The organism is Dactylosporangium thailandense (assembly GCF_059739745.1).
The window spans coordinates 8,562,066-8,581,370 of the sequence record NZ_AP029195.1; the positions used below are offsets into that span (position 1 = coordinate 8,562,066).

At 72.0% G+C, this 19,305-nt stretch carries 18 protein-coding genes; 6 read left to right on the forward strand and 12 right to left on the reverse strand.

From position 1 onward, the window contains the following. The first annotated feature begins 11 nt into the window (after positions 1–11). Complete coding sequence (locus AC6JBM_RS38080) at positions 12–2,144, forward strand: putative bifunctional diguanylate cyclase/phosphodiesterase (protein WP_497978733.1); 2,133 nt, start codon at positions 12–14, stop codon at positions 2,142–2,144. Positions 2,145–2,204: 60 nt separating this feature from the next. Here the strand turns inward: AC6JBM_RS38080 and AC6JBM_RS38085 are convergent, their stop codons facing one another. The 4 genes from AC6JBM_RS38085 to AC6JBM_RS38100 all read right to left on the reverse strand — a co-directional run bounded on the left by AC6JBM_RS38085 (position 2,205) and on the right by AC6JBM_RS38100 (position 7,402). Then, positions 2,205–2,621 (reverse strand): hypothetical protein, encoded by a 417-nt coding sequence (locus AC6JBM_RS38085; protein WP_497978734.1) that lies wholly within the window; start codon positions 2,619–2,621, stop codon positions 2,205–2,207. A gap of 95 nt (positions 2,622–2,716) precedes the next feature. Beyond that, positions 2,717–3,745, reverse strand: coding sequence for a hypothetical protein (locus AC6JBM_RS38090; protein ID WP_497978735.1), 1,029 nt, complete (start codon positions 3,743–3,745; stop codon positions 2,717–2,719). A gap of 33 nt (positions 3,746–3,778) precedes the next feature. Further along, a complete protein-coding gene (locus AC6JBM_RS38095; RefSeq protein ID WP_345132159.1) occupies positions 3,779–3,994 on the reverse strand; it encodes a hypothetical protein in 216 nt (71 codons plus the stop codon). Between the two features lie 24 nt (positions 3,995–4,018). After that, on the reverse strand, positions 4,019–7,402 hold the full coding sequence (locus tag AC6JBM_RS38100) for a cyclic nucleotide-binding protein (protein ID WP_497978736.1): 3,384 nt from the start codon (positions 7,400–7,402) through the stop codon (positions 4,019–4,021). 107 nt (positions 7,403–7,509) lie between these two features. Between AC6JBM_RS38100 and glpK the strand changes: the two genes are divergently transcribed. After that, positions 7,510–8,985: a glycerol kinase GlpK gene (gene glpK / locus AC6JBM_RS38105; RefSeq protein ID WP_497978737.1), complete on the forward strand. Its 1,476-nt coding sequence runs from the start codon at positions 7,510–7,512 to the stop codon at positions 8,983–8,985. 81 nt (positions 8,986–9,066) lie between these two features. Here the strand turns inward: glpK and AC6JBM_RS38110 are convergent, their stop codons facing one another. The 6 genes from AC6JBM_RS38110 to AC6JBM_RS38135 all read right to left on the reverse strand — a co-directional run bounded on the left by AC6JBM_RS38110 (position 9,067) and on the right by AC6JBM_RS38135 (position 14,397). After that, the gene (locus AC6JBM_RS38110) at positions 9,067–10,029 is read right to left on the reverse strand and encodes a S1C family serine protease (RefSeq protein ID WP_497978738.1); all 963 of its coding nucleotides are present in this window, start codon (positions 10,027–10,029) and stop codon (positions 9,067–9,069) included. Then, complete coding sequence (locus AC6JBM_RS38115) at positions 10,026–11,525, reverse strand: sensor histidine kinase (RefSeq protein WP_497978739.1); 1,500 nt, start codon at positions 11,523–11,525, stop codon at positions 10,026–10,028. Before AC6JBM_RS38115 ends, AC6JBM_RS38110 begins: the two co-directional genes overlap by 4 nt. A gap of 12 nt (positions 11,526–11,537) precedes the next feature. Continuing rightward, positions 11,538–12,227, reverse strand: coding sequence for a response regulator transcription factor (locus tag AC6JBM_RS38120; protein WP_350627064.1), 690 nt, complete (start codon positions 12,225–12,227; stop codon positions 11,538–11,540). Positions 12,228–12,349: 122 nt separating this feature from the next. After that, entirely contained in the window at positions 12,350–12,988 is a 639-nt protein-coding gene (locus AC6JBM_RS38125; protein ID WP_497978740.1) for a PadR family transcriptional regulator, read from the reverse strand. Continuing rightward, the gene (locus AC6JBM_RS38130) at positions 12,985–13,935 is read right to left on the reverse strand and encodes a DUF4097 family beta strand repeat-containing protein (protein WP_497978741.1); all 951 of its coding nucleotides are present in this window, start codon (positions 13,933–13,935) and stop codon (positions 12,985–12,987) included. The genes AC6JBM_RS38125 and AC6JBM_RS38130 overlap by 4 nt, the downstream gene beginning before the upstream one ends. Before the next feature lie 282 nt (positions 13,936–14,217). Continuing rightward, positions 14,218–14,397, reverse strand: coding sequence for a hypothetical protein (locus AC6JBM_RS38135; RefSeq protein ID WP_497978742.1), 180 nt, complete (start codon positions 14,395–14,397; stop codon positions 14,218–14,220). A gap of 209 nt (positions 14,398–14,606) precedes the next feature. Between AC6JBM_RS38135 and AC6JBM_RS38140 the strand changes: the two genes are divergently transcribed. Next, on the forward strand, positions 14,607–15,164 hold the full coding sequence (locus AC6JBM_RS38140; RefSeq protein ID WP_497978743.1) for a hypothetical protein: 558 nt from the start codon (positions 14,607–14,609) through the stop codon (positions 15,162–15,164). A 125-nt stretch (positions 15,165–15,289) separates the two neighbouring features. Here the strand turns inward: AC6JBM_RS38140 and AC6JBM_RS38145 are convergent, their stop codons facing one another. Beyond that, positions 15,290–16,108, reverse strand: a complete 819-nt coding sequence (locus AC6JBM_RS38145) for a lysophospholipid acyltransferase family protein (protein WP_497978744.1) — start codon at positions 16,106–16,108, stop codon at positions 15,290–15,292. Positions 16,109–16,112: 4 nt separating this feature from the next. Then, positions 16,113–16,874, reverse strand: a complete 762-nt coding sequence (locus tag AC6JBM_RS38150; protein ID WP_350611605.1) for a GNAT family N-acetyltransferase — start codon at positions 16,872–16,874, stop codon at positions 16,113–16,115. 245 nt (positions 16,875–17,119) lie between these two features. Between AC6JBM_RS38150 and AC6JBM_RS38155 the strand changes: the two genes are divergently transcribed. The 3 genes from AC6JBM_RS38155 to AC6JBM_RS38165 all read left to right on the forward strand — a co-directional run bounded on the left by AC6JBM_RS38155 (position 17,120) and on the right by AC6JBM_RS38165 (position 19,255). Next, entirely contained in the window at positions 17,120–17,371 is a 252-nt protein-coding gene (locus AC6JBM_RS38155; protein ID WP_497978745.1) for a hypothetical protein, read from the forward strand. Positions 17,372–17,438: 67 nt separating this feature from the next. Next, the gene (locus AC6JBM_RS38160) at positions 17,439–18,350 is read left to right on the forward strand and encodes an ABC transporter ATP-binding protein (RefSeq protein WP_497978746.1); all 912 of its coding nucleotides are present in this window, start codon (positions 17,439–17,441) and stop codon (positions 18,348–18,350) included. Further along, positions 18,347–19,255, forward strand: coding sequence for a DUF2705 family protein (locus AC6JBM_RS38165; protein ID WP_497978747.1), 909 nt, complete (start codon positions 18,347–18,349; stop codon positions 19,253–19,255). The genes AC6JBM_RS38160 and AC6JBM_RS38165 overlap by 4 nt, the downstream gene beginning before the upstream one ends. Positions 19,256–19,305 lie beyond the last annotated feature (50 nt).

Below are 19,305 nucleotides of genomic sequence, written 5' to 3' on the forward strand. Positions count from 1 at the left end.
CCGCGCCGACCATGACCGCCATCAGCCCCACGCCGACTTCGTGGGACCGCCCCCATCGCGCCGCCGAACGGATGGCGCGCGCCTGGTCGCTGGCGATCGCCGGGACCAGCTACGTGTCGATGAACGGCCTCGAGGTCCAGGACTTCCTGACCAGCCTCTCCACGCGGGTCATCCAGGCGCTGACCGCCGAGACCTTCGACCCCACCGACGTGCGCGAGGTCGGCTCGACGCTGGTCGCCGCGCACTTCACCGAGCCCACCACGCTGGAGCGGACCCTGGCCGTGCTCGCCGAGCAGTTCGGCAACGCGCCGGTGAAGCGGGTCGCCCAGATCCAGGGCGCGCTCGCGTCCGGCTACGCGCTCGCCCTGCGCGACCGGGTGCTCGAGGAGCAGGAGGAGATCCGCACCGCGGCGCTGTGGGCCCGCGCCCGCGCCGAGGAAGGCCGGCGGGTCAGCGAGGCCCGGTTCCAGGCGATCTTCGCCGGGGCCGCGATCGGCATGAGCGTGAGCACCATCGACGGCCAGGTGATCGAGGTCAACCAGGCGCTGTGCGACATGCTCGGGTACAGCGCCGAGGAGCTGCGCTCGATGTCCTTCGAGGACTTCGTGCTGCCCGAGGACCCGCCGACCGCCGGCGCCATGTTCGAGGAGGTGCTCTCGGGCGGGCGCGACCAGTTCCGCATCGAGAAGCCCTACGTGCACAAGGACGGCCACCGGGTCTGGACGGACCTGGTCGCCTCGATCATCCGCGACGAGGACGGCCGCCCCCGGTGGATGGTGGCCATGTTCGAGGACATCACGGAGCGGTACCTGCTGCAGGTGCGCCTGCGCCACCAGGCCCTGCACGACCCGCTGACCCAGCTGCCCAACCGCACGCTGTTCTTCGAGCGGCTCGGGGCCCTGCTCGACGGGGCCCGGGACGACGAAGGTCAGGACGACGAGGCCCGGGTCGGCGTGTGCTACCTCGACGTGGACGGCTTCAAGGTCATCAACGACACGCTCGGCCACGACGTCGGCGACCAGCTGCTGCAGACCGTCGCCCGGCGGCTGGCCCGCTCGATCAGCGGCGATCGGCAGCTCGTGGCCCGCATGGGCGGCGACGAGTTCGTGGTGCTGGTGGAGCGGTGCGGCGGCATCGACGAGGTGGTCGCGGTCGCCGAGAAGGCGCTGGACACCGTGCGCGCCCCGGTCCACGTCGGCGGCCACGAGATCAGTATCTCGGCCAGCATCGGCGTGGTCGAGCAGCCGCTGCTCGGGACGAGCGCCGCCGAGCTCATGAAGGCCGCCGACACCACGCTCTACTGGGCCAAGGCCGACGGCCGCAACCGTCTCGCGCTCTTCGACGCCGAGCGGCACACCTGCGAGGTGAAGCGGTACGAGCTGTCGGCCTCCATGCCCGCCGCGCTCGAGCGGCGGGAGTTCTTCGTCGAGTACCAGCCGCTCGTCCGCCTCGGCGACGGGGTCACCATCGGCGTCGAGGCCCTCGTGCGCTGGCGGCACCCGCGCTTCGGGGTGCTCGGGCCGGACGCGTTCATCGGCATGGCCGAGGAGACCGGGCTCATCGTGCCGCTCGGCCGCTGGGTGCTGCACGAGGCCTGCCTGCAGGCCGCCGAGTGGCGCCGCGCCGTGGGCGACCGCGCCCCGATCATGAGCGTCAACCTGGCCGTACGGCAGATGCGGGACCGCACCATCGTGCGCGACGTGCGCGCGATCCTCGAGCAGACCGGGCTGCCGCCGGAGGGCCTGCAGCTGGAGCTGACCGAGAGCGCGGTCATGAGCACCGGCGACGACCCGATCGAGGCGCTCAACGCCCTGGCCGCGCTCGGCCCGCGCATCGCGATCGACGACTTCGGCACCGGCTACTCGAACTTCGCGTACCTGCGCAATCTCCCCGTGCACAGCCTTAAGCTGGCCGGCTCCTTCGTGGCCGGGCTGCGCCCGCCGGAGCGGCCGGACCCGGTCGACCAGGAGATCGTGGCGGCGGTCATCGGCCTGGCCCACACGCTCAAGCTGAGCGTCACGGCGGAGGGCGTGGAGACCGCGGAGCAGGCGAGCCGGCTGCTGGAACTCGGCTGCGACACGGCCCAGGGGTGGTACTACGCGAGCTCGGGGCCGGCGAGCGCGATCAAGCTCCGGACGGCGTGAACAACCGGACGGCGTGAGCAGAAGGCCGGTCGGTGCGCTCCGGAGCGCACCGACCGGGACTCAGCCGGCGGCGTACGGGTTGACCTCTTCGTGCATGTCGGTCATGAACTGCGACCACATGTCGTTTTCGTCAGGGGCCGCGCCCACCAGGTCGTAGTGGCCGTCCAGGAACGAGGTGTCCAGCTGCCAGTCGGGCAGGTCGATGTCCTGCTCGTCGAGGGTCAGCGGGTCCTCGTGGTGGGCGTCCACGGAATCGAGGTCGGCCTCGGCGGTGTAGTCGTGGCCGTCGTGCGTGTCGTCATGCGTGTCTTGGTGCGTGTCATGGCCGGCGTCGCCCTCGTGGATGGCGTCGGCGTATGTGTCGTGCTGGTCGTGTCCCTCATATACGTGCGCGTCGACCAGGCCGTGGTCGACTCCGCCGTCGTGGTCGACGTGGAGTTCGTGCTCCATGCCCCAGTCGAGGTCAAAGTCGCTCATAACCTGCTCCCGGATTCTTCGATCTACCGCTGCGGCGCGGTACATCTAGAACGGTAGGGAACGGCGGGAGCGACCGGCTCCCGGAAACGTGCCACTCAGCGCGTGCGGCGGTCCAGCCACCCGTCGCCGTTGACGTCCTCGTAGCGCGCGTCCACGACGCCGTCGGAGTTCGAGTCCACGTCGGAGGAGTCGATCAGGCCGTCCCGGTTGACGTCGTGCCCGACGAACTCGGGGCGCCCGTCGCCGTTCGTGTCGACCACGATGTCGACGCCGCCGTCGGCCCGGTTGACGTAGGTGTGCTGGTCCCAGCGCCCGTCGCCGTCCCAGTCCACGCGCGTGTGGTAGCCGTCGGTGGGTGCGGACCCGGGAACCTGCGCGTGCCCGGCGTGCTCGGCCACGCCCGACAGGGCGCCGCCGAGTCCGCCCTGGTGCGGCTGCTGCTGACCGAGGTCCTGCAGCCCGGCGCCGAGGCCGGTGCCGCCGTGCCCGCCGGGCTGGTAGCCGCCCAGGCCGGCCGCGACGCCGGCGCCACCCTGAGCGGCGGACTCGGCCGGGGTGCCGCCGGTCGCGCCGCTGTAGGTGCCGGAGCGGTAGACGGTGCCCGAGGAGTGGGTCTCGCTGTGGTACTCGGTGTGGGAGTAGGAGTCGCCGGCGCCGTGCCCACCGGCGCCCGCGTCCTGCACGGCGTGCGCGATCGAGCCGCCACCCGGCTCGCCGCCGGCGGGCTCGAGGGCGGCGTGGCGGCCGCCGGCCTGCTGCTCGACCACGTCGTGCATCCGCTGGCCCAGGTCCGCCCCGCCGGAGCCTTGCACCCCCAGGCCGCGGGCGGACACGTCGTGGGCGCTCACCCCGGCGCCGTGGCCGTGCAGCACGTCGCCGAGGCCGGAGCCGATCGACGAGAACACGCCGAACATGCTCGCCTTGCTGGTGCGCTGCTCCACGTGGGCTTGGACGTGGGCTTGGCCGCCGCCCCCGCCCGCCTCGCCGAGCTGGGTCTGCAGGATGTCCAGCTCGTCGGGGGTCAGCCGGTAGCCGGCCAGGGCTCCCTGCGGGTCGGCCGCCAGCCGTGCCTTGAACGCGGGATCGCCGAGCAGGCGCTCCAGCACCTCATCGAAGTCGGACATCGCAATTTCCCCCAGATTGTGTACCGCCCGAGCTCAGTCGAGCTCCGGCATCGGTATCGGCTGCGGCCGCGGGCGACAGGTCCCGCACTGCACCGCGTCCTCCACCACGAGCCCCTCCGCCCGCCCGCGGCGCTGCGAGCGGTGCACCTCGAGCAGGTAGGGGCCGAACTTCGCATGGTCCTCGCACAGCCCGCGACCGCAGAACCGGCACGACCCCCGCGCCGCCTTGGCGCAGAACCAACAAAGCACGCTCGCTCCTATGTGTGCCAGTGATCAGCCGATGATGATGATGCTGCACGCCGAGACGGTCACCGACGACGCGTTCACCGTGCTCGACAGGCCGGCGCCGTCGATGGCGGTGACCTTGACCGCGAGCGTGCCGCCGCGGTTGCTGGTGCCGTTGTTGTCGACCGGCCCGATGCTGCCGTAGTAGTCGCCGTCGCGGGACATCGACCGGGAGCCGGACGCGAACCCGCTCCACGACACCGTCACGCCCTTGATGATCCCGCTGTCGTCGGTCACCCTGACGCGAATCGACACCTGGGTCGGCCCTTTGTTGCACGGGGCGCCCGAGTTCAGGGTCTGGTCGATCGGGCTCGCCGGCTGGGTCACGATGGTGATCACCGGCGGCTGGTTGGGCGGCGGGCCGGCCGTCGTCGTCGGTGGCGGGGCGGCGGGCGTCGTCGTGGGCGGCTTGGCGGTGGTCCTCGTCGGCGTCGGGGTCTTCGTCGGCGTCTTCGTCGGGGTCGCCTCCGTGGACGCCGGGTCCGAGGCCGAGGCCGACGCGGACGGCGATTCGCTCGGCGAGGGCAGCTCCGACGGCGTGTCCGAGGCCGACGGCACCACGGTCGGCGTCCCGCCCGGCTTCGGCAGCGCCACCCCGTCGCCGCAGGTCAGGTCGGCCGCGGAGCTCGGGTCGACGACGGTGCCGTCCAGCTTCACCACGCCGCGGCCCACCTCGGGATCGCCGCCCGCGGGCAGCGCGAAGCGGGCCGCGCCCTCGTTGGTCACCGGGCCGACCGTGAGGCGCAGCGGCTTGAAGGCGGTCGTCGTGCTCGTGGTGTCGACCAGCAGCCGGCCCTGCTCCAGGGTCAGCGCGGCGGTCGGCTCGATCGGCGTGCCGAGCTCGCTGACCTGGCCGCTGACGAGGGCGCCGACACGCAGGTCGGCCCCGGCGCAGAGCACCGTCGCGCTGCCGCCCCGGAAGGTCAGGGACGCGGTCGACTTGACGCTGATGTGGATCGAGTCGCCCTGCTGGACGTACACCTTGTCATTGCGCGTCAGGGTGCGGTCGATGCCGTTGACGCGCACGGTGGCGTCGCCTCGGGTGACGGTCACCAGGGCGCTGTCGGTCGGCATCTCCGCCCACACCGGCCCGGTGAACAGGTTCGCGCCGGTGAGGAACAGGGCGAACAGCAGGAGCAGGACCAGCAGCCACCAGAGCCGGCGCTCGAAGCGGCGGTCGACGCTGTCGTCGGCGGGCGCGGGCGGCCCGGGCGGCGCGGCCAGCGGCGGGTAGTTCGAGGGCGGGTGGGCGCCCGCGATCGGGCGGCGGCCGCCGGACGGGGTCGTGTCGGCGGACCGGCCCAGCAGCAGCGGCAGCCCGGCGACGGCGGGCAGCAGCCAGGCGCGGGCCGGGGTGCGGGCGGTGGCCACCTGGCCGGGTGAGCCGTCGCCGTACGGCCCGATCATCGACCCGCGGTGCAGCTCGACGCCCTCGGGCAGCAGCAGCGAGCCCGACTCGACCACGAGCGCGTCGTCGCCGGTGCGCAGCACGACCGGCTGACCGGGGCCGAGCTGCAGGGGCCGGGCGCGGGTGAGCAGGCCGAGACGGTCGTCGGGGCCGAGGCTCGACAGGGCGGGCGTCTCGTCGATCAGGGTCTCGAGCTCGGCGCGCTCCACCGGCGGCGGGCCGGGCAGCGGGCCGACGGCGGCCGAGACGGTCGAGGCGGGGATGGCCAGCAGCGTGGTGCCCGCGGTCATCCAGCTCAGCGCGGCCGGGGCGCCGGTCAGCGCGTTGGCGAGGCCGACGATCCCGCCGCGGCCGACGCGCTCCCGGACGGTACCGGTGGGATCGCCCGGACGCCTCGCCTCCAGGGCGCCGTCGACCACGACGAACACCGACGGCTGGGCGGCGCCGGCGAAGACGAGCTGGTCGCCGGTGCGCGGGTGCACCCAGCGGGCGTCCCCGGCGAGCCGCGCGAGGGCGTCCGGCGGCAGGTTGGACAGCGCCGAGGAGCTCAGCGCGGCGAACCGGCGGGGCTCGTCGCGCCCGAGCTTGCGCTCGCCGAGCCGGTCCCGCACCCGCCGGCCGCGCCGCCGCAGCCAGCCGAAGAAGAGGTACACCACCGGCGCGAGCAGCCCCGCGACGATCACGGCCAGCAGCCCCCGGGCGAGCCACCCGGCGTTCCACAGGCCGGTCACGACGCCGGCCACGCGGTCGGTGTAGACGCGGTAGACGAGGTTGATCGCGATCGCGATCCAGATGACGGCGAGCATGCCGTAGAGCGCGACAAGCCGGCCCTCGCGGTCGAGCTCGGAGAAGCGCGGCGGGCGGCGGCGCAGCCGGGCGAGCACCCAGGCGAGGCCGCGGGCGCGCAGGTTCGGCACCTCGAGCCAGTCCATGAGCAGGTAGTAGCCGTCGAGGGCCATGAACGGGTTGAGGTTGAACAGCGCGTTGAGGTACCACGCGAAGGCCAGCTTGAAGGTCCAGGGCTCCAGCTCGGGGAAGAAGACGCCGACGAGCTGGCAGGCGCCGGCGAGCACCAGGCCGGTGGCCGGGCCGGCGATGGTGGTCACGAGCCGGGCCCGGCGGCCGGCCATCCACACGTCCGTGGTGTCCACGAAGACGGAGGGGATGCCGAAATACACCAGGAAGCCCGCGACGGGCACGCGCCGGCCCGCGTGCTTGGCGCCCAGCGCGTGCCCGAGCTCGTGGCAGGCCAGCGCCACCACGTTCAGGCCGAGCAGGACGAGGGCGCCGGAGAAGTACGAGTCGTTGGTGAGGAACACCGACTGGTCCGCGCGGAACCAGTTCCACACGAACACGCCGAGGCCGGCCGCCGCCACGAGCCCGCAGAGCACCGCGACGATCCGGGTGAAGAAGAGCCGACCGCCCGCCTTGTACAGGAAGGTCACGACCGGGTCCACGCGGGCGAGCACGACCCGGCGGCCCTGGGCGGTGGCCAGCAGCCCCCGGCCCAGCCGGATCGGCCACGGCCGCCGGTGCACGCGCTGGAGCTTGCTGAACGCGTCGACGGGCAGCTCGTCCAGCATCCGGTTGCCGGCGAGGTCGGCGACGATCCGGGTCACCTGGTCGGGGGCGAGCCGTCCGGAGATGCGCGCGAACTCGGCCACGAGCCGCGCCACCGTGCGGCTGCCGTCCATGAGCCGCGCGAGCCGGTACTCCTCGGGCGTCAGGCGCACGTAGCTCGACTCGCCGTGGTCGGGCGAGCGCAGCATGACGTACTCGACCCCGCGCGCCGACGTCAGCGTGACCGCCTCGACACCCTCGCGCAGCACGGGCCGGGCCCGTGCCGGGTTGAGCCGGTCGGTCACCGCGTGCCACAGTCCGACATCGGCGGGGCCGAGCGGGGCACCCGGGGCGCGCCCGGCAAGGGCCTCCCAGACACTGATGCGCGTCTCGATGACGGACACTGTCGCTCCTGATTGGACACGGCTCCGGCCTCCGGACTCTAGGGGCCGCCGCAGGAGCCGGAAAGGTTCCGTCCCGAACGTGACAGAGCTTCGGCGAAGATGGCACTGTGTTTATCCTCGCCATCGACCAGGGCACGACCTCCACCCGTGCGATCGTGTTCGACGCCGACGGCGCCATCGTGGCGCTTGACCAGCGCGAACACCGCCAGAGCTTCCCCCGCCCCGGCTGGGTCGAACACGACCCGGTCGAGATCTGGCACAACGTCCAGGCGGTGTCGACCCGCGCGCTGGACCAGGCCGGGCTCTCCCGCGCCGATGTCGCCGCCATCGGCATCACCAACCAGCGCGAGACCACGATCCTGTGGGACGCCCGCACCGGTGAGCCGGTGCACCCCGCCATCGTCTGGCAGGACACCCGCACCGACGCGCTGATCCGCTCGCTGGCCGGCGACGCGGGCCCGAACCGCTTCCGGGAGCGCTGCGGCCTGCCGCTGGCCACGTACTTCGCCGCCCCCAAAGTGGTCTGGCTGCTCGACAACGTGCCGGGCCTGCGCGCGCGGGCCGAGGCGGGCGAGATCCACTTCGGCACCGTCGACACCTGGCTCATCGAGAAGCTGACCGGGCGGCACGTGACCGACGTGACCAACGCCAGCCGCACGATGCTCATGAACCTGACGACGCTGGACTGGGACGACGAGCTGCTGGCGGCGTTCGGCATCCCGCGGGTCATGCTGCCCGCGATCGGCTCCTCGTCCTACGTCTACGGCGAGGCGAAGACCATGCTGCACGGCGTGCCAGTGGCCAGCGCGCTGGGCGACCAGCAGGCGGCGCTCTTCGGCCAGGCGTGCTTCGCGCCCGGGGAGGCGAAGTGCACGTACGGCACCGGCTCGTTCCTGCTGCTCAACACCGGCACCCGTCCCGTGCCGAGCGAGCGGGGGCTGGTGACCACGGTCGGGTACCGCATCGGCGACGCGGACCCGGTCTACGCCCTCGAAGGCTCCATCGCCATCACCGGCTCGCTCGTGCAGTGGCTGCGGGACAACCTGGGCCTGATCGCCTCCGCCCCGGAGATCAACGACCTGGCGGCGACCGTGGCGGACAACGGCGGCTGCTACATCGTGCCGGCGTTCGCGGGCCTCTTCGCGCCGCACTGGCGCCCGGACGCGCGGGGCGTCATCACCGGGCTCACCGGCTACGTCACCAAGGGCCACCTCGCCCGCGCGGCCCTGGAGGCCACCGCGTGGCAGGTGAAGGATGTGGTCGACGCGATGATGGCCGAGTCGGCGGTACCGCTGGAGACGCTCAAGGTCGACGGCGGGATGACCGCGAGCGATCTGCTCATGGCCTTCCAGGCCGACGTGCTGGACGTGCCCGTGGTGCGCCCGACGGTCGCGGAGACCACGGCGCTCGGGGCCGCCTACGCGGCGGGGCTGGCGGTCGGGTTCTGGCCGGACACCGACACGCTGCGTGAGAAGTGGCAGCTGGACAAACGCTGGGAGCCCGCGATGGCGGCCGAGCAGCGCGACCGCGGGCACGCGCTGTGGCTGCGGGCCGTGGAGCGCTCCTTCGGCTGGGCGGACTGAGCACGGCAAGAGGCGGCGCACTCCGCCAAGTGCGCCGCCTCTTACTTTCTGGGAGGGGAATCCAGCCTTTGTGGTGCGGTGCTAACTGAGCAGCTGCTGAGCGACAGACTTGGCGGTGTTGCTGGAGATCGCGAAGCCGACGCCGATGTTGCCGGCCGTCTCGCTGGTCGAGGCGATGGCGGTGTTGATGCCGATGAGCTGCCCGGCCATGTTGACCAGGGCGCCGCCCGAGTTGCCCGGGTTGATCGCGGCGTCGGTCTGGATCGCGCCCGTGATCTTCGCGCCGGTCGAGACCTGCTGGCCGCGGCCGCCCTGGCCCGACTCGGCGCTCTCGTCGATCTCACGGTTGAGCGCGCTGACGATGCCGGAGGTCACCGACGCCTCCAGGCCCAGCGGGCTGCCGACGGCGAGGACCGCGTCGCCCACCTTGACGGAGGAGCTGTCGGCGAAGGCCAGCGGGGTGTAGGTGCCGCCGCCGGTGAGCTTGACGACCGCGAGGTCGTTGGCCTCGTCGGTGCCGACGATCTGGGCGGTGCCCGACTTGCCGTCGGAGAAGCTGATCTGCACCGTGTTGCCGCGGGCGGTCGCGACGACGTGGTTGTTGGTGAGGATGGCGCCGTCGGTCGTGATGATCACGCCCGAGCCGACCGCCGAGCCGGTGTTGATGGAGACCACGCTCGGCAGCACGGCGGCCGCGACGTCGGCGAGGTTCGTGCTGCCCGACTTCGAGGAGCTGGAGTTCTGCGCGCTGACCACGGTGCTCGTCCCGCTCGCCGGCCGCAGCTCGAGGGCGGCGACCCCGCCGCCGAAGGCCGACGCGGCGGAGATCGCGACCGCGGCGACCACCGCGACGACGCCCTTGCTCAGCCGGCGGCTCTTGAGAGGAGCCGGCACCGCGGCGGCGGGCGTCACATAGGGTGACGACGGCGGGTACCACTGCGGGGGGTGCTGCATGTGCGGGACGTGCGGCGGCACGTGGTTGGAAGGCATGTGCTGCTGTGCTTCGGCGGCCGGCGTCTGCGCCCATCCCTGCTGTTCGCTCATGATTTGAGCTTGGCCGGAGTTACTTGCGGGCCACCGGGAGCGGCCTGGGAACCGGCTGTGAGGGGAAGCCGAACCTGGAAAGTCGCCCCGCCACCGGGAGTGACGAAGACCGAGACCGTGCCCTGGTGCACCGCCACGAGCGCGGCGACGATCGCCAGGCCCAGCCCGCTGCCGCTGTGCGAGCCGCCGGCCTGCTGGCGGGTGCGCGCCTTGTCGACGCGGTAGAAGCGCTCGAAGACGCGGGACGCCTGCTCGTCGGTCAGGCCCGGCCCGTGGTCCACGATCTCGATCAGCGCGTCGCCGCCGTCGCGGCGCAGCCGCAGCTGCACGGGCGTGCCCGGCGGCGTGTGGGTCAGCGCGTTGGTCATGAGGTTGCCGACCACCTGCCGCAGCCGCGCCTCGTCGCCGTTGACCTCGATGGGCTCGTCGGTCTCGAGCTCCAGCGCGATGTCGCGGTCGGGGGCCACGGCGGAGGCGGCCGCGACCGCGTCGCCGGCGATCACCCGCAGGTCCATGTCGGCCAGGCTGAGCGGGCGCTCCTGGTCGAGGCGGGCCAGCATCAGCAGGTCCTCGACCAGCAGCCCCATCCGGTTGGCCTCGTCCTCGATGCGGCGCAGCAGGGCCGAGGTCTCCTCCGGGGCGCGGGCGGCGCCCTGGCGGTACAGCTCGGCGAATCCCCTGATGGTGGTGAGCGGCGTGCGCAGCTCGTGGGAGGCGTCGGCGATGAACTGCCGCATGCGCTCCTCGGACGCCTCGCGCACGCGGAAGGCCCCCTCGATCTGCCCGAGCATGACGTTCAGCGCGCCGGCGAGGTGGCCCATCTCCGTCTCGGGCGGGCTCTCGGGCACGCGCTTGGTGAGGTCGCCGGCGGCGATCGCGGCCGCGGTGCGCTCGATGTCGCGCAGCGGCTGCAGGCTGGTCCGCACGATGGTGACCCCGACGGCGGCGATGACCACGAGCACGCCCGCGCCGATGAACAGCTCGGCCGCGACGAGCTCGTCGACCGCGTTGTCGATCATCGACAGGTTCTCGGCGACGCCGATGACGTTGACGCCGTCCTGCCGGGTGGTGGGCCGCTTGATGATCAGCACCCGCCAGCGCTCGCGGGTGCTGGCGGCGGTCACGGTGTAGGGCTCACCGATGTGGTCGCTCACGTCGTCGCCCACCGGTAGCGGCGGCCGGGGGTCGCTGTCGGACAGCCCGACGATCTGCCAGCCCAGCTGGTCCTTGGAGTTGTAGGCCAGATAGAAGTAGAAGTAGTTGCTCTGCGTCATGACGGACGCCTGACCGCGGGCCTGGGCCTGCACCTGCGCCTGCAGCCGGTCGAGGTCGACGTTGCCGGCGAGCTGGCGCAGCTGGCCGTCGACCTTGTCGATCATCGAGCTGCGCATGACCAGGGCACTGGCGACGCCGATGACGAGCAGCGCCATGGTGACCAGGGTCAGCACGGCCGCCACGAGCTTGACCCGCAGCGGAACGTCGGCGATGAACCGCACCGCAGGACCGGATCAGACGGGCAGGCGCAGGACGTAGCCCACGCCGCGCAGGGTGTGGATGAGCCGCGGCTCGGCGATGTCGACCTTGCGGCGCAGGTAGGAGATGTAGGACTCCACGATGCTGTCGTCGCCGCGGAAGTCGTAGTTCCACACGAAGTCCAGGATCTGGGCCTTGGACAGCACGCGGCCGGCGTTCAGCATGAGGTACCGCAGCAGCTTGAACTCCGTCGGGGACAGCGCGATGGTCTGTCCCGCCCGGCTCACCTCGTGCGTCTCCTCGTCCAGCTCCAGGTCGTGGAAGACCAGGCGGTTGGGCCCGGGATCGCCGGCGGTGCGGCGCAGCACGGCCCGGATGCGGGCGGTGAGCTCCTCCAGGCTGAACGGCTTGGTGACGTAGTCGTCGCCGCCGAGCGTGAGGCCGCGGACCTTGTCCTCGGTGCCGTCGCGCGCGGTCAGGAAGACGACCGGGAGCCGCACCCCGCCCTCGCGGAGGCGCCGGATCACCTCGAAGCCGTCGAGGTCGGGCAGCATCACGTCGAGGACCACCAGGTCGGGCTTGGCCTCGCGGGCCGCGGTGACCGCCTCACTGCCGGTGGTCACCGCGTCCACCGCAAAACCGGCAAAGCGCAGGCTGGCGGAGAGGAGCTCGCGGATATTCGGGTCGTCCTCGACCACGAGCAGCCTCGCCTCAGCCTGCGCCACGCCTGGCGACGATGCACCCCCGGATTGTGCGACGCCGCCTCGTACCCCCATGCGCATATCTTTCCGCCCTCCGCTGGAGTAGGGCTGGTGGTTGCCTGGGAAGTTCCTGGGCACCGTCCGGCCTACCTCAGCAAGCGTCTCACCTGGTCGATCGCGCCGTCCAACACCACCAGGGTGGCACGCATGGTCTCCTGGCTCGCGCGGCCCGTGCGAGCCAGGCGGCGCACCTCGGCCAGCAGCAGCGCGGCCTTGTCCTCCAGCTCGCCGACCACGTCCGCGGGCGGGGCGGCCGGGCGAGCCCCGGTGGCGCCGGGTCGCGGCGGGTAGCCCCACCCGAACGAGCCCGGCGCCGGCGGCGGGCCGTTGCGCACCTGGCGGCTGGCCTCCTTGAGCTCCCGCTTGAGGTCGCGCACGGAGCCGCGAACGCCCTGCTCGACCTCGTCGGCGAGCGTCGAGAGGTCGGCGAGGGAGGCGTTGATGTCGGCCTCGAGCGACTCGAGCTCGCGGGCGCGCCGGTCGAGCTCGGCGCGGCCGGCGGCGGTGATCTCGTACACCTTCCGGCCGCCCTCCGCCGTGTGCGTGATCAGGCCGTCGGCCTCCATGCGCTGCAGGCGGGGGTAGATGGTGCCGGCCGACGGGGCGTAGAGGCCGTGGAAGCGGTTCTCCAGCAGGCGGATGAGCTCGTAGCCGTGGCGGGGGCCCTCGTTGAGCAGCTTCAGCAGGTAGAGCCGGAGCCGGCCGTGGCTGAACACCGCGCTCATGCCGTCTTCTCTTCTTCCTGGTCCTTGGCTGGCGGTTCGCCGTTGGTCGGTGGCTCGCCGTCGGTCGGCGGTTCGCCGCCCATCAGGCGCATCGCTTCCTCGTCGTCCATGGGCGGTTCGGCGTCCTCGTCGTCCATCGGCGGCTCGTCGTCCACCGGTCTGCGCAACAACGAGATCGTGCCAGACGTGGCGCTGGCCGCCAGATGTCCACCGGACCCCGTGCCGAGACGCCCGGTGACGGTGTTCTTCGCGTGCTGGTCGAGCTCGGGGAACCCGTTCACCACGTGCCCGGAGATCGCGTGCAGGCTCACCCGCAGGTCGCTGTCCTCCCGCACCCGCGCCGTGATCTCCCCCGACACCGTGTCGAGGCGCACCTCGGTCCCGGCCGGAGGGTTGTCGAGATCGCAGGTGACAGAGCCGGAGATGGTACGAGCCGAGACCTCCCCCGCCGTCGAATCCGCCACCACGATCTCGCCCGACACCGTCTCGAACGCCACGGTGCCCCCGAGCGTGAGCCCCTCGATCGAGCCGGACACGACCCGCCCGGACACCGGCCCGTCGATGCCGAGCAGCGTGATCCGCCCGCTGGTGACGTCCACGGTGGCCCCTTTGCGCAGCGAGGACGCGATGACCGCACCCGACGCGAGGTGCAGCCGGACCGCGGCCCCCGTCGGCACCACGATCGAGACGTCGACCTTGAACCGCTGGTGGAACAGCCACCACAGGAACCCGGGCCAGCCCTTCGGGAACTCCTGCGTGACGTCGAGCCGCCCGTCGCCGACCTCGACGTGCACGGGCCGGTCCCCGATCTCGGCCACTTCGACGCGCGCGGGCCCGTCATCGGACCCGACGACGTTGAGCCGCCCCGCGACGAGCGAGACACTGAGGTCAGTGACGCCTTCTTCGAGCACAATCTTCCGCGGCTCGCCAATCTCCCACGCGGTCATGTCGCGCACTCCTCGCTCCGCTCACGCTCTTGCCCCCGAGCGTAGCGCGAAACGCGATACATCGCGACTGTCACTCACGACATAATGGCTAGACGGGTGGTCGGCGCAGATGGCCCGGTCCAGCCCCGCACGCACCGTGGCGCTCGACATCGCACCCCGGGCGCGCACTGCGCCGGGCGCGTGCACCACGCTGACGCGCGCGGTGCGGGCCACGCAGAGCGCTCGGGCCATGTCCGGCGCAGTGGCGCGGGAGCGATCGACGGCTGACGGCCGAGTCCGGTTCTAGCCCAGATCCTTGAGCAGGTAGAACGCGGTGTCGCTGCCGTACTCGGCGAGGGCGGCCCGCAGCGCCGCCCGGTAGGCGTCCCGCTCGTCCTCGGTGCGCTGCGGCGACTGGTACAACGGGAACAACGCCTGCAGGGCCATGTCCCTCCCGTCCTGGTCCACCTCGATGCCACCCATGCGCGCGGACGCTAGCAACCGCCCGCCACCCGCCCGGACGGCCGCACGAGGCACACGGTCCGTTTCCGTGGCGGCGGCGTGTCGGCAATGTGACCGACTGTCTCCCGGCGCCGGGCAACCTCGGCCCTGACCTGCGGAAACCTTCCGACAGCAACGCTTGACGCCCGCGATTAGCGTGAGCGCTTCGTGATCATTGAAGGAGCATTCACATGAAGCGACTTGCGCTACCCATAGCCCTGCTCGGCCTGGCCCTGACCGCCTGCGGCGACCCCGCCGCCGACACTCCCGCCCCGGCGGCCTCCACCACCGCGAAGGCCGCCGCGTTCCCGAAGGGCGAGACGGGCGCGAAGGCCCTGATGGAGGCCCTGCGCGCGGCCGACGGCGCGGAGACGGTGAAGACCCTCCAGCCCACGGCGGCCGACTACGCCGCGGTGTTCACGGACGAGCTGGCGTCGAAGGCGGAGTCGTACTACAAGACGAAGCTGTGGAACGGCGAGAAGGTCCAGCTGGCCGGCTCGGCGTCCCAGACCGACCTCAAGCTGTACCAGGCCACGACCGAGGACATCCGAAAGTGGACCCCGGCCGTTGAGCGCGACTTCCCGGGCGGCTACGAGAAGCTCGGCGCCCACCTGCGGCCGGGCCTCACGGTGTACCGCTGGAAGTACACCGAGCCGGGCCAGGACACGGGCCGCGCCTACGAGGGCCTGGTGTACGTGAACGACCACTGGATCTGGGTCCCGAAGGCCTGGGAGGTCCTGGAGCAGTGACGGCTTCCGCCGGGCGCCGGTCCACCCGGTGCCCGGCGCCGATGCTGCGGTAGGTGGTGATGGCCTCGAGAAAGCGCGCTCTTCAATGCACAGGAGAGGCAGTGATGTGCGCGGCCGCGCAGGGGTCAGGCCGCCACGACGGCGGTCGCCGCGCGCGCCAGGACCCGGCGGGAGTGCGTGTGCGAGTGCGGATGGGAGTCGCAGGGGGCCGGGTGCAGCTTCGGGTGGGCCCGCAGGCTGATGGAGAGGTCGCGCGCGGCCAGGACTCGTTTGAGGGACGCCAGCAGGGTCTCGTCGCCGATGAAGGCGGCCACCGTCGTCACCACCCCGCCCTGGGCGAAGGTGAGGCGGACGGGCACGACCGGTACGCCGGCATCGACCGCGGCCTGGAACATCGCCGGGCGGAAGGTCCCGCCCATGCGCCCGCACCAGGTCGTGCCCTCCGGGAAGACCGCGACCACGCCGCCGGCCGCGATGTTGCCGCGCACCTCCGCGACCGTCGACGGGAGGCTCTTCGGGCGGGCGCGGTCCACGAACACGGTGCCGAGCGTCGCGGCCAGGCGGCCGATGAGGGGCCACGAGCGGACCTCGCGCTTGGCCAGCAGGCGGGCCGGCGCGTGGGCGAGGATCACGATCACGTCCAGCCAGCTCACGTGGTTGGCCACGAGCAGGGCGCCGGACTGCGGGATGCGGCCGGTCGCGGAGTGCTTGATGCCGAGGCCCGCCAGCACCGAGCGGGCCAGGGCGCGCTGGGCGCGGATCAGGCCGCGCTGGGGCAGCAGGGCCAGCACCGGCACCGAGAGGGCGGCGAAGAGCAGCACGGTGCCGGTGACCGCGATGCGCTTGGCCACGATCAGGCGCGAGACGTGCCGGTCCGAGGCGGCCGGCAGGCAGTCCGCGCCGCACGTCGAGCGAGGCAGCCAGAGGCTGTCCATGACCGCCATGGGGTCACTCCTGTCCGAGGAAGTGGCGCATGTACCGCGGGTTGACCCGATCCAGCGACAGCAGCACGTAGAAGTCGGCGCAGTCGAAGTCGGGGTCGTGAGCCGGCGCGCCGCCCACCCAGGCGCCCAGGCGCAGGTAGCCCTTGAGCAGCGGCGGCACGTTGACCTTGGCCGGGGGCTCGAGGTCGCAGACCCACGGGTTGCGGGGGCGCACCCGCCAGGCGCTCGGCACCAGGTGCTTGCGCTGGGCGAGGTCCCAGACGCCCGCCGCGGTCGCGCCGCCGTCGGCCAGCGGAACCGACGCGCAGCCGCCGAGCCAGCGGTGCCCGTGCAGGTGCATGTAGCGCGCGATGCCGGCCCACATGAGGTTGATGACGGCGCCGCTGCGGTGGTCGGGGTGCACGCAGGAGCGGCCGGTCTCGACCAGGCCCTCGCGCAGCTGGGCGAGGCCGGTGAGGTCGAACTCGGTGTCGGCGTAGAGTCCGCCGGCCGCGGCCGCCCGGTCCGGCGGGAGCATGCGGTAGGTCCCCACGACCTCGCCGGTAAGCTCCTCGCGGATGATCAGGTGGTCGCAGTGCTCGTCGAACGCGTCGGTGTCGAGGCCTTCCTCGGAGCCGTGCAGGGTGGCGCCCAGCTCACCGGCGAAGACGTCGTGGCGGAGCCGTTGTGCGGCCCGGACCTGGGCGCCGTCGGTGGCCACCAGCAGGGTGTAGCGCTGCAAGTCGCCCAGCTCTTGCGGGCCGGCGGCGACGGCGAGAATCGTCATGCGTTCGGTGTAGGCGTCGAGGTCTGCGGATGGCTGACGCTCACAGGTTCGCCTGATGGCGCGCGGGTGAACTGTCGCTACCGTGGTCAGCCATGGCGGGATATTCAGGCACACCGTTACCCAAGAAGCTCGGGATCCACGCGGGACATCGCGTCCTGCTGGATGGCGCTCCGCCCGGGTTCGACCTCGCGGAGCTGCCAGCGGACGTGGTACTCCACCGCCGCAGCACGCCGGGGCTGTACGACGTGATCGTCCTGTTCTGTCCCGACTCCGCCCGGTTGCGCCGCCGGTGGCGGGTTCTGCACCGGCTCACCCCGCCCGCCGGCGCGCTCTGGGTGGCGTGGCCGAAGCGCGCCTCCGGGATGGCCACCGATCTCGACGAGAACATCGTTCGCGAATACGCCCTGGCCAACGGGCGCGTGGACGTTAAGGTGTGCGCGATCGACGAAACCTGGTCCGGGCTCAAGCACGTCATCCGCGTGGCGGATCGACCCTAGATCGCGCGCGGCTTGTCCGGACATGCCATATTGGCGCCTTCACCTGTCTCACGGAGGGAGCGGCGCGTTGTCCAACGGGCAGATCGTCGTCTCCGGCCTGACGAAGCAGTACCGCAACGTCAGAGCCGTCGACAATTTGTCGTTCGTGGTCGAGCCGGGCCGCGTCACCGGGTTCCTCGGGCCGAACGGTGCCGGCAAGACCACCACCCTGCGCATGGTGCTCAACCTCGTCACGCCGACGTCCGGCACCGCGACCATCGGCGGGCACCGCTACGCCGATGTCGCCGAGCCGTTGCAGCTGGTCGGGGCGATCCTTGAGGCCTCGGCCGCGCACAAGGGCCGCACCGCGCGCAACCACCTGCGCTGCGTGGCCGCGGCCGGGGGCTTCCCCGCCTCGCGGGTCGACGAGGTGCTGGAGCTGGTCGGGCTCACCACCGCGGCCAAGCGCAAGTTCCGCGGCTACTCGCTGGGCATGAAGCAGCGCCTCGGCATCGCGCAGGCGCTGCTGGGCAACCCGAAGGTGCTGATCCTCGACGAGCCGGCCAACGGCCTGGACCCCGAGGGCATCCGCTGGATGCGCGGGCTGCTGCAGGGCCTGGCCCAGCAGGGGCGCACGGTGCTCGTCTCCAGCCACCTGCTGTCGGAGATGGAGATCCTCGCCGACGACGTGGTCATCATCGCCGCGGGCAAGCTGGTCACCCAGGGCCCCGTCGAGAAGATCATCGGCCAGGGCTCGACGCAGGCCACGGTGCGGGTGCGCACGCCCAACATCCAGGAGCTGGTCACCGCGGTGCGCGAGGCCGGCGGGACGATCAACCCCGGCAACACCGGCGCGCACATGATCACCGGCCTGGACGCCCCGGCCGTGGGCAAGCTCGCCCTGCAGGCCGGGGTCGAGCTGCACGAACTGGTCGCCGAGCGGCCCGACCTGGAGCACGTGTTCCTCGAACTGACCCAGGGAAGGGCGGACATCCGATGATCCGGCTCATCCGCAGCGAGCTGATCAAGCTGCGCACCACGAACATGTGGTGGATCTTCCTGCTGTGCTCGGTGGCGTTCGTCGGGCTCGCGCTGCTCATCAACACCGCCCAGGCGGACTCGGACCTGTCCACGCCGGACTACCTGAACCAGGCCCCGCCGCCCGGGATGTCGCCGCAGGACCAGGCCGACTTCCTGGCCCAGCAGCAGGCCGCGAAGGACGAGGCGGCGGCCAACCACACCGGGGCCGGGCTCGCCCGCATCGCCGCCAACGTCTACACGTCGGGCCAGTTCTTCGGCCTGATGATGGTGATGCTGCTGGCGATCCTGCTGATCACGAACGAGTTCTACCACCAGACCGCGACGGCGACGTTCCTGGCGACGCCGAAGCGCACGAAGGTCATCGCGGCGAAGCTGATCACCGGCGGCGCGATGGCGGTGATCTTCTGGTTCATCGCCACCGTGATCAACGTCGTGGTCGGCGCGATCTTCTTCTCCAGCGAGGGCGTGGCCAACAGCCTGGGGCACTGGACCGCGCAACAGGCGATCCTGCTCAACCTGCTGGTGTACGTCCTGTGGGGAATCTTCGGCATCGGCATCGGGGTGCTCATCCGCAGCCAGATCGGCGCGACGATCACGGCCGCGGTCGTCTACACCATCGGCACCTACGCGGCGCTGGCCATGCTGGCACTCATCCGGACGTACCTCATCAAGGAGGACTGGGTGATGGAGGCGGCCGTCTACATTCCGCCGCTCGCCTCCGAGCATGTGGTCGGCACGCTGCGTGGCCAGGTGGGCGACACCCACCTGCCCGCCCGCTGGGTCGGTGTCGTGGTGCTCGTCGGCTGGGCGGTGATCCTGGGCACAATCGGCACCCTGATCACCCGCAAGCGCGACATCGCGTGACGGTGTGCGACCGGGTGCTCGCAGCACCGCCTCAAGAGTTGCGCAAGATG

Excerpts from the sequence above, each read along its gene's own strand:
- AC6JBM_RS38130 (WP_497978741.1), bottom strand. The coding sequence starts at position 13,935 with ATGACCGCGTGGGAGATTGGCGAGCCGCGGAAGATTGTGCTCGAAGAA.
- AC6JBM_RS38145 (WP_497978744.1), bottom strand. The coding sequence starts at position 16,108 with ATGGCGGTCATGGACAGCCTCTGGCTGCCTCGCTCGACGTGCGGCGCG.
- AC6JBM_RS38150 (WP_350611605.1), bottom strand. The coding sequence starts at position 16,874 with ATGACGATTCTCGCCGTCGCCGCCGGCCCGCAAGAGCTGGGCGACTTG.
- AC6JBM_RS38135 (WP_497978742.1), bottom strand. The coding sequence starts at position 14,397 with ATGGGTGGCATCGAGGTGGACCAGGACGGGAGGGACATGGCCCTGCAG.
- AC6JBM_RS38110 (WP_497978738.1), bottom strand. The coding sequence starts at position 10,029 with ATGAGCGAACAGCAGGGATGGGCGCAGACGCCGGCCGCCGAAGCACAG.
- AC6JBM_RS38090 (WP_497978735.1), bottom strand. The coding sequence starts at position 3,745 with ATGTCCGACTTCGATGAGGTGCTGGAGCGCCTGCTCGGCGATCCCGCG.
- AC6JBM_RS38165 (WP_497978747.1), top strand. The coding sequence starts at position 18,347 with ATGATCCGGCTCATCCGCAGCGAGCTGATCAAGCTGCGCACCACGAAC.
- AC6JBM_RS38080 (WP_497978733.1), top strand. The coding sequence starts at position 12 with ATGACCGCCATCAGCCCCACGCCGACTTCGTGGGACCGCCCCCATCGC.
- AC6JBM_RS38125 (WP_497978740.1), bottom strand. The coding sequence starts at position 12,988 with ATGAGCGCGGTGTTCAGCCACGGCCGGCTCCGGCTCTACCTGCTGAAG.
- AC6JBM_RS38140 (WP_497978743.1), top strand. The coding sequence starts at position 14,607 with ATGAAGCGACTTGCGCTACCCATAGCCCTGCTCGGCCTGGCCCTGACC.
- AC6JBM_RS38085 (WP_497978734.1), bottom strand. The coding sequence starts at position 2,621 with ATGAGCGACTTTGACCTCGACTGGGGCATGGAGCACGAACTCCACGTC.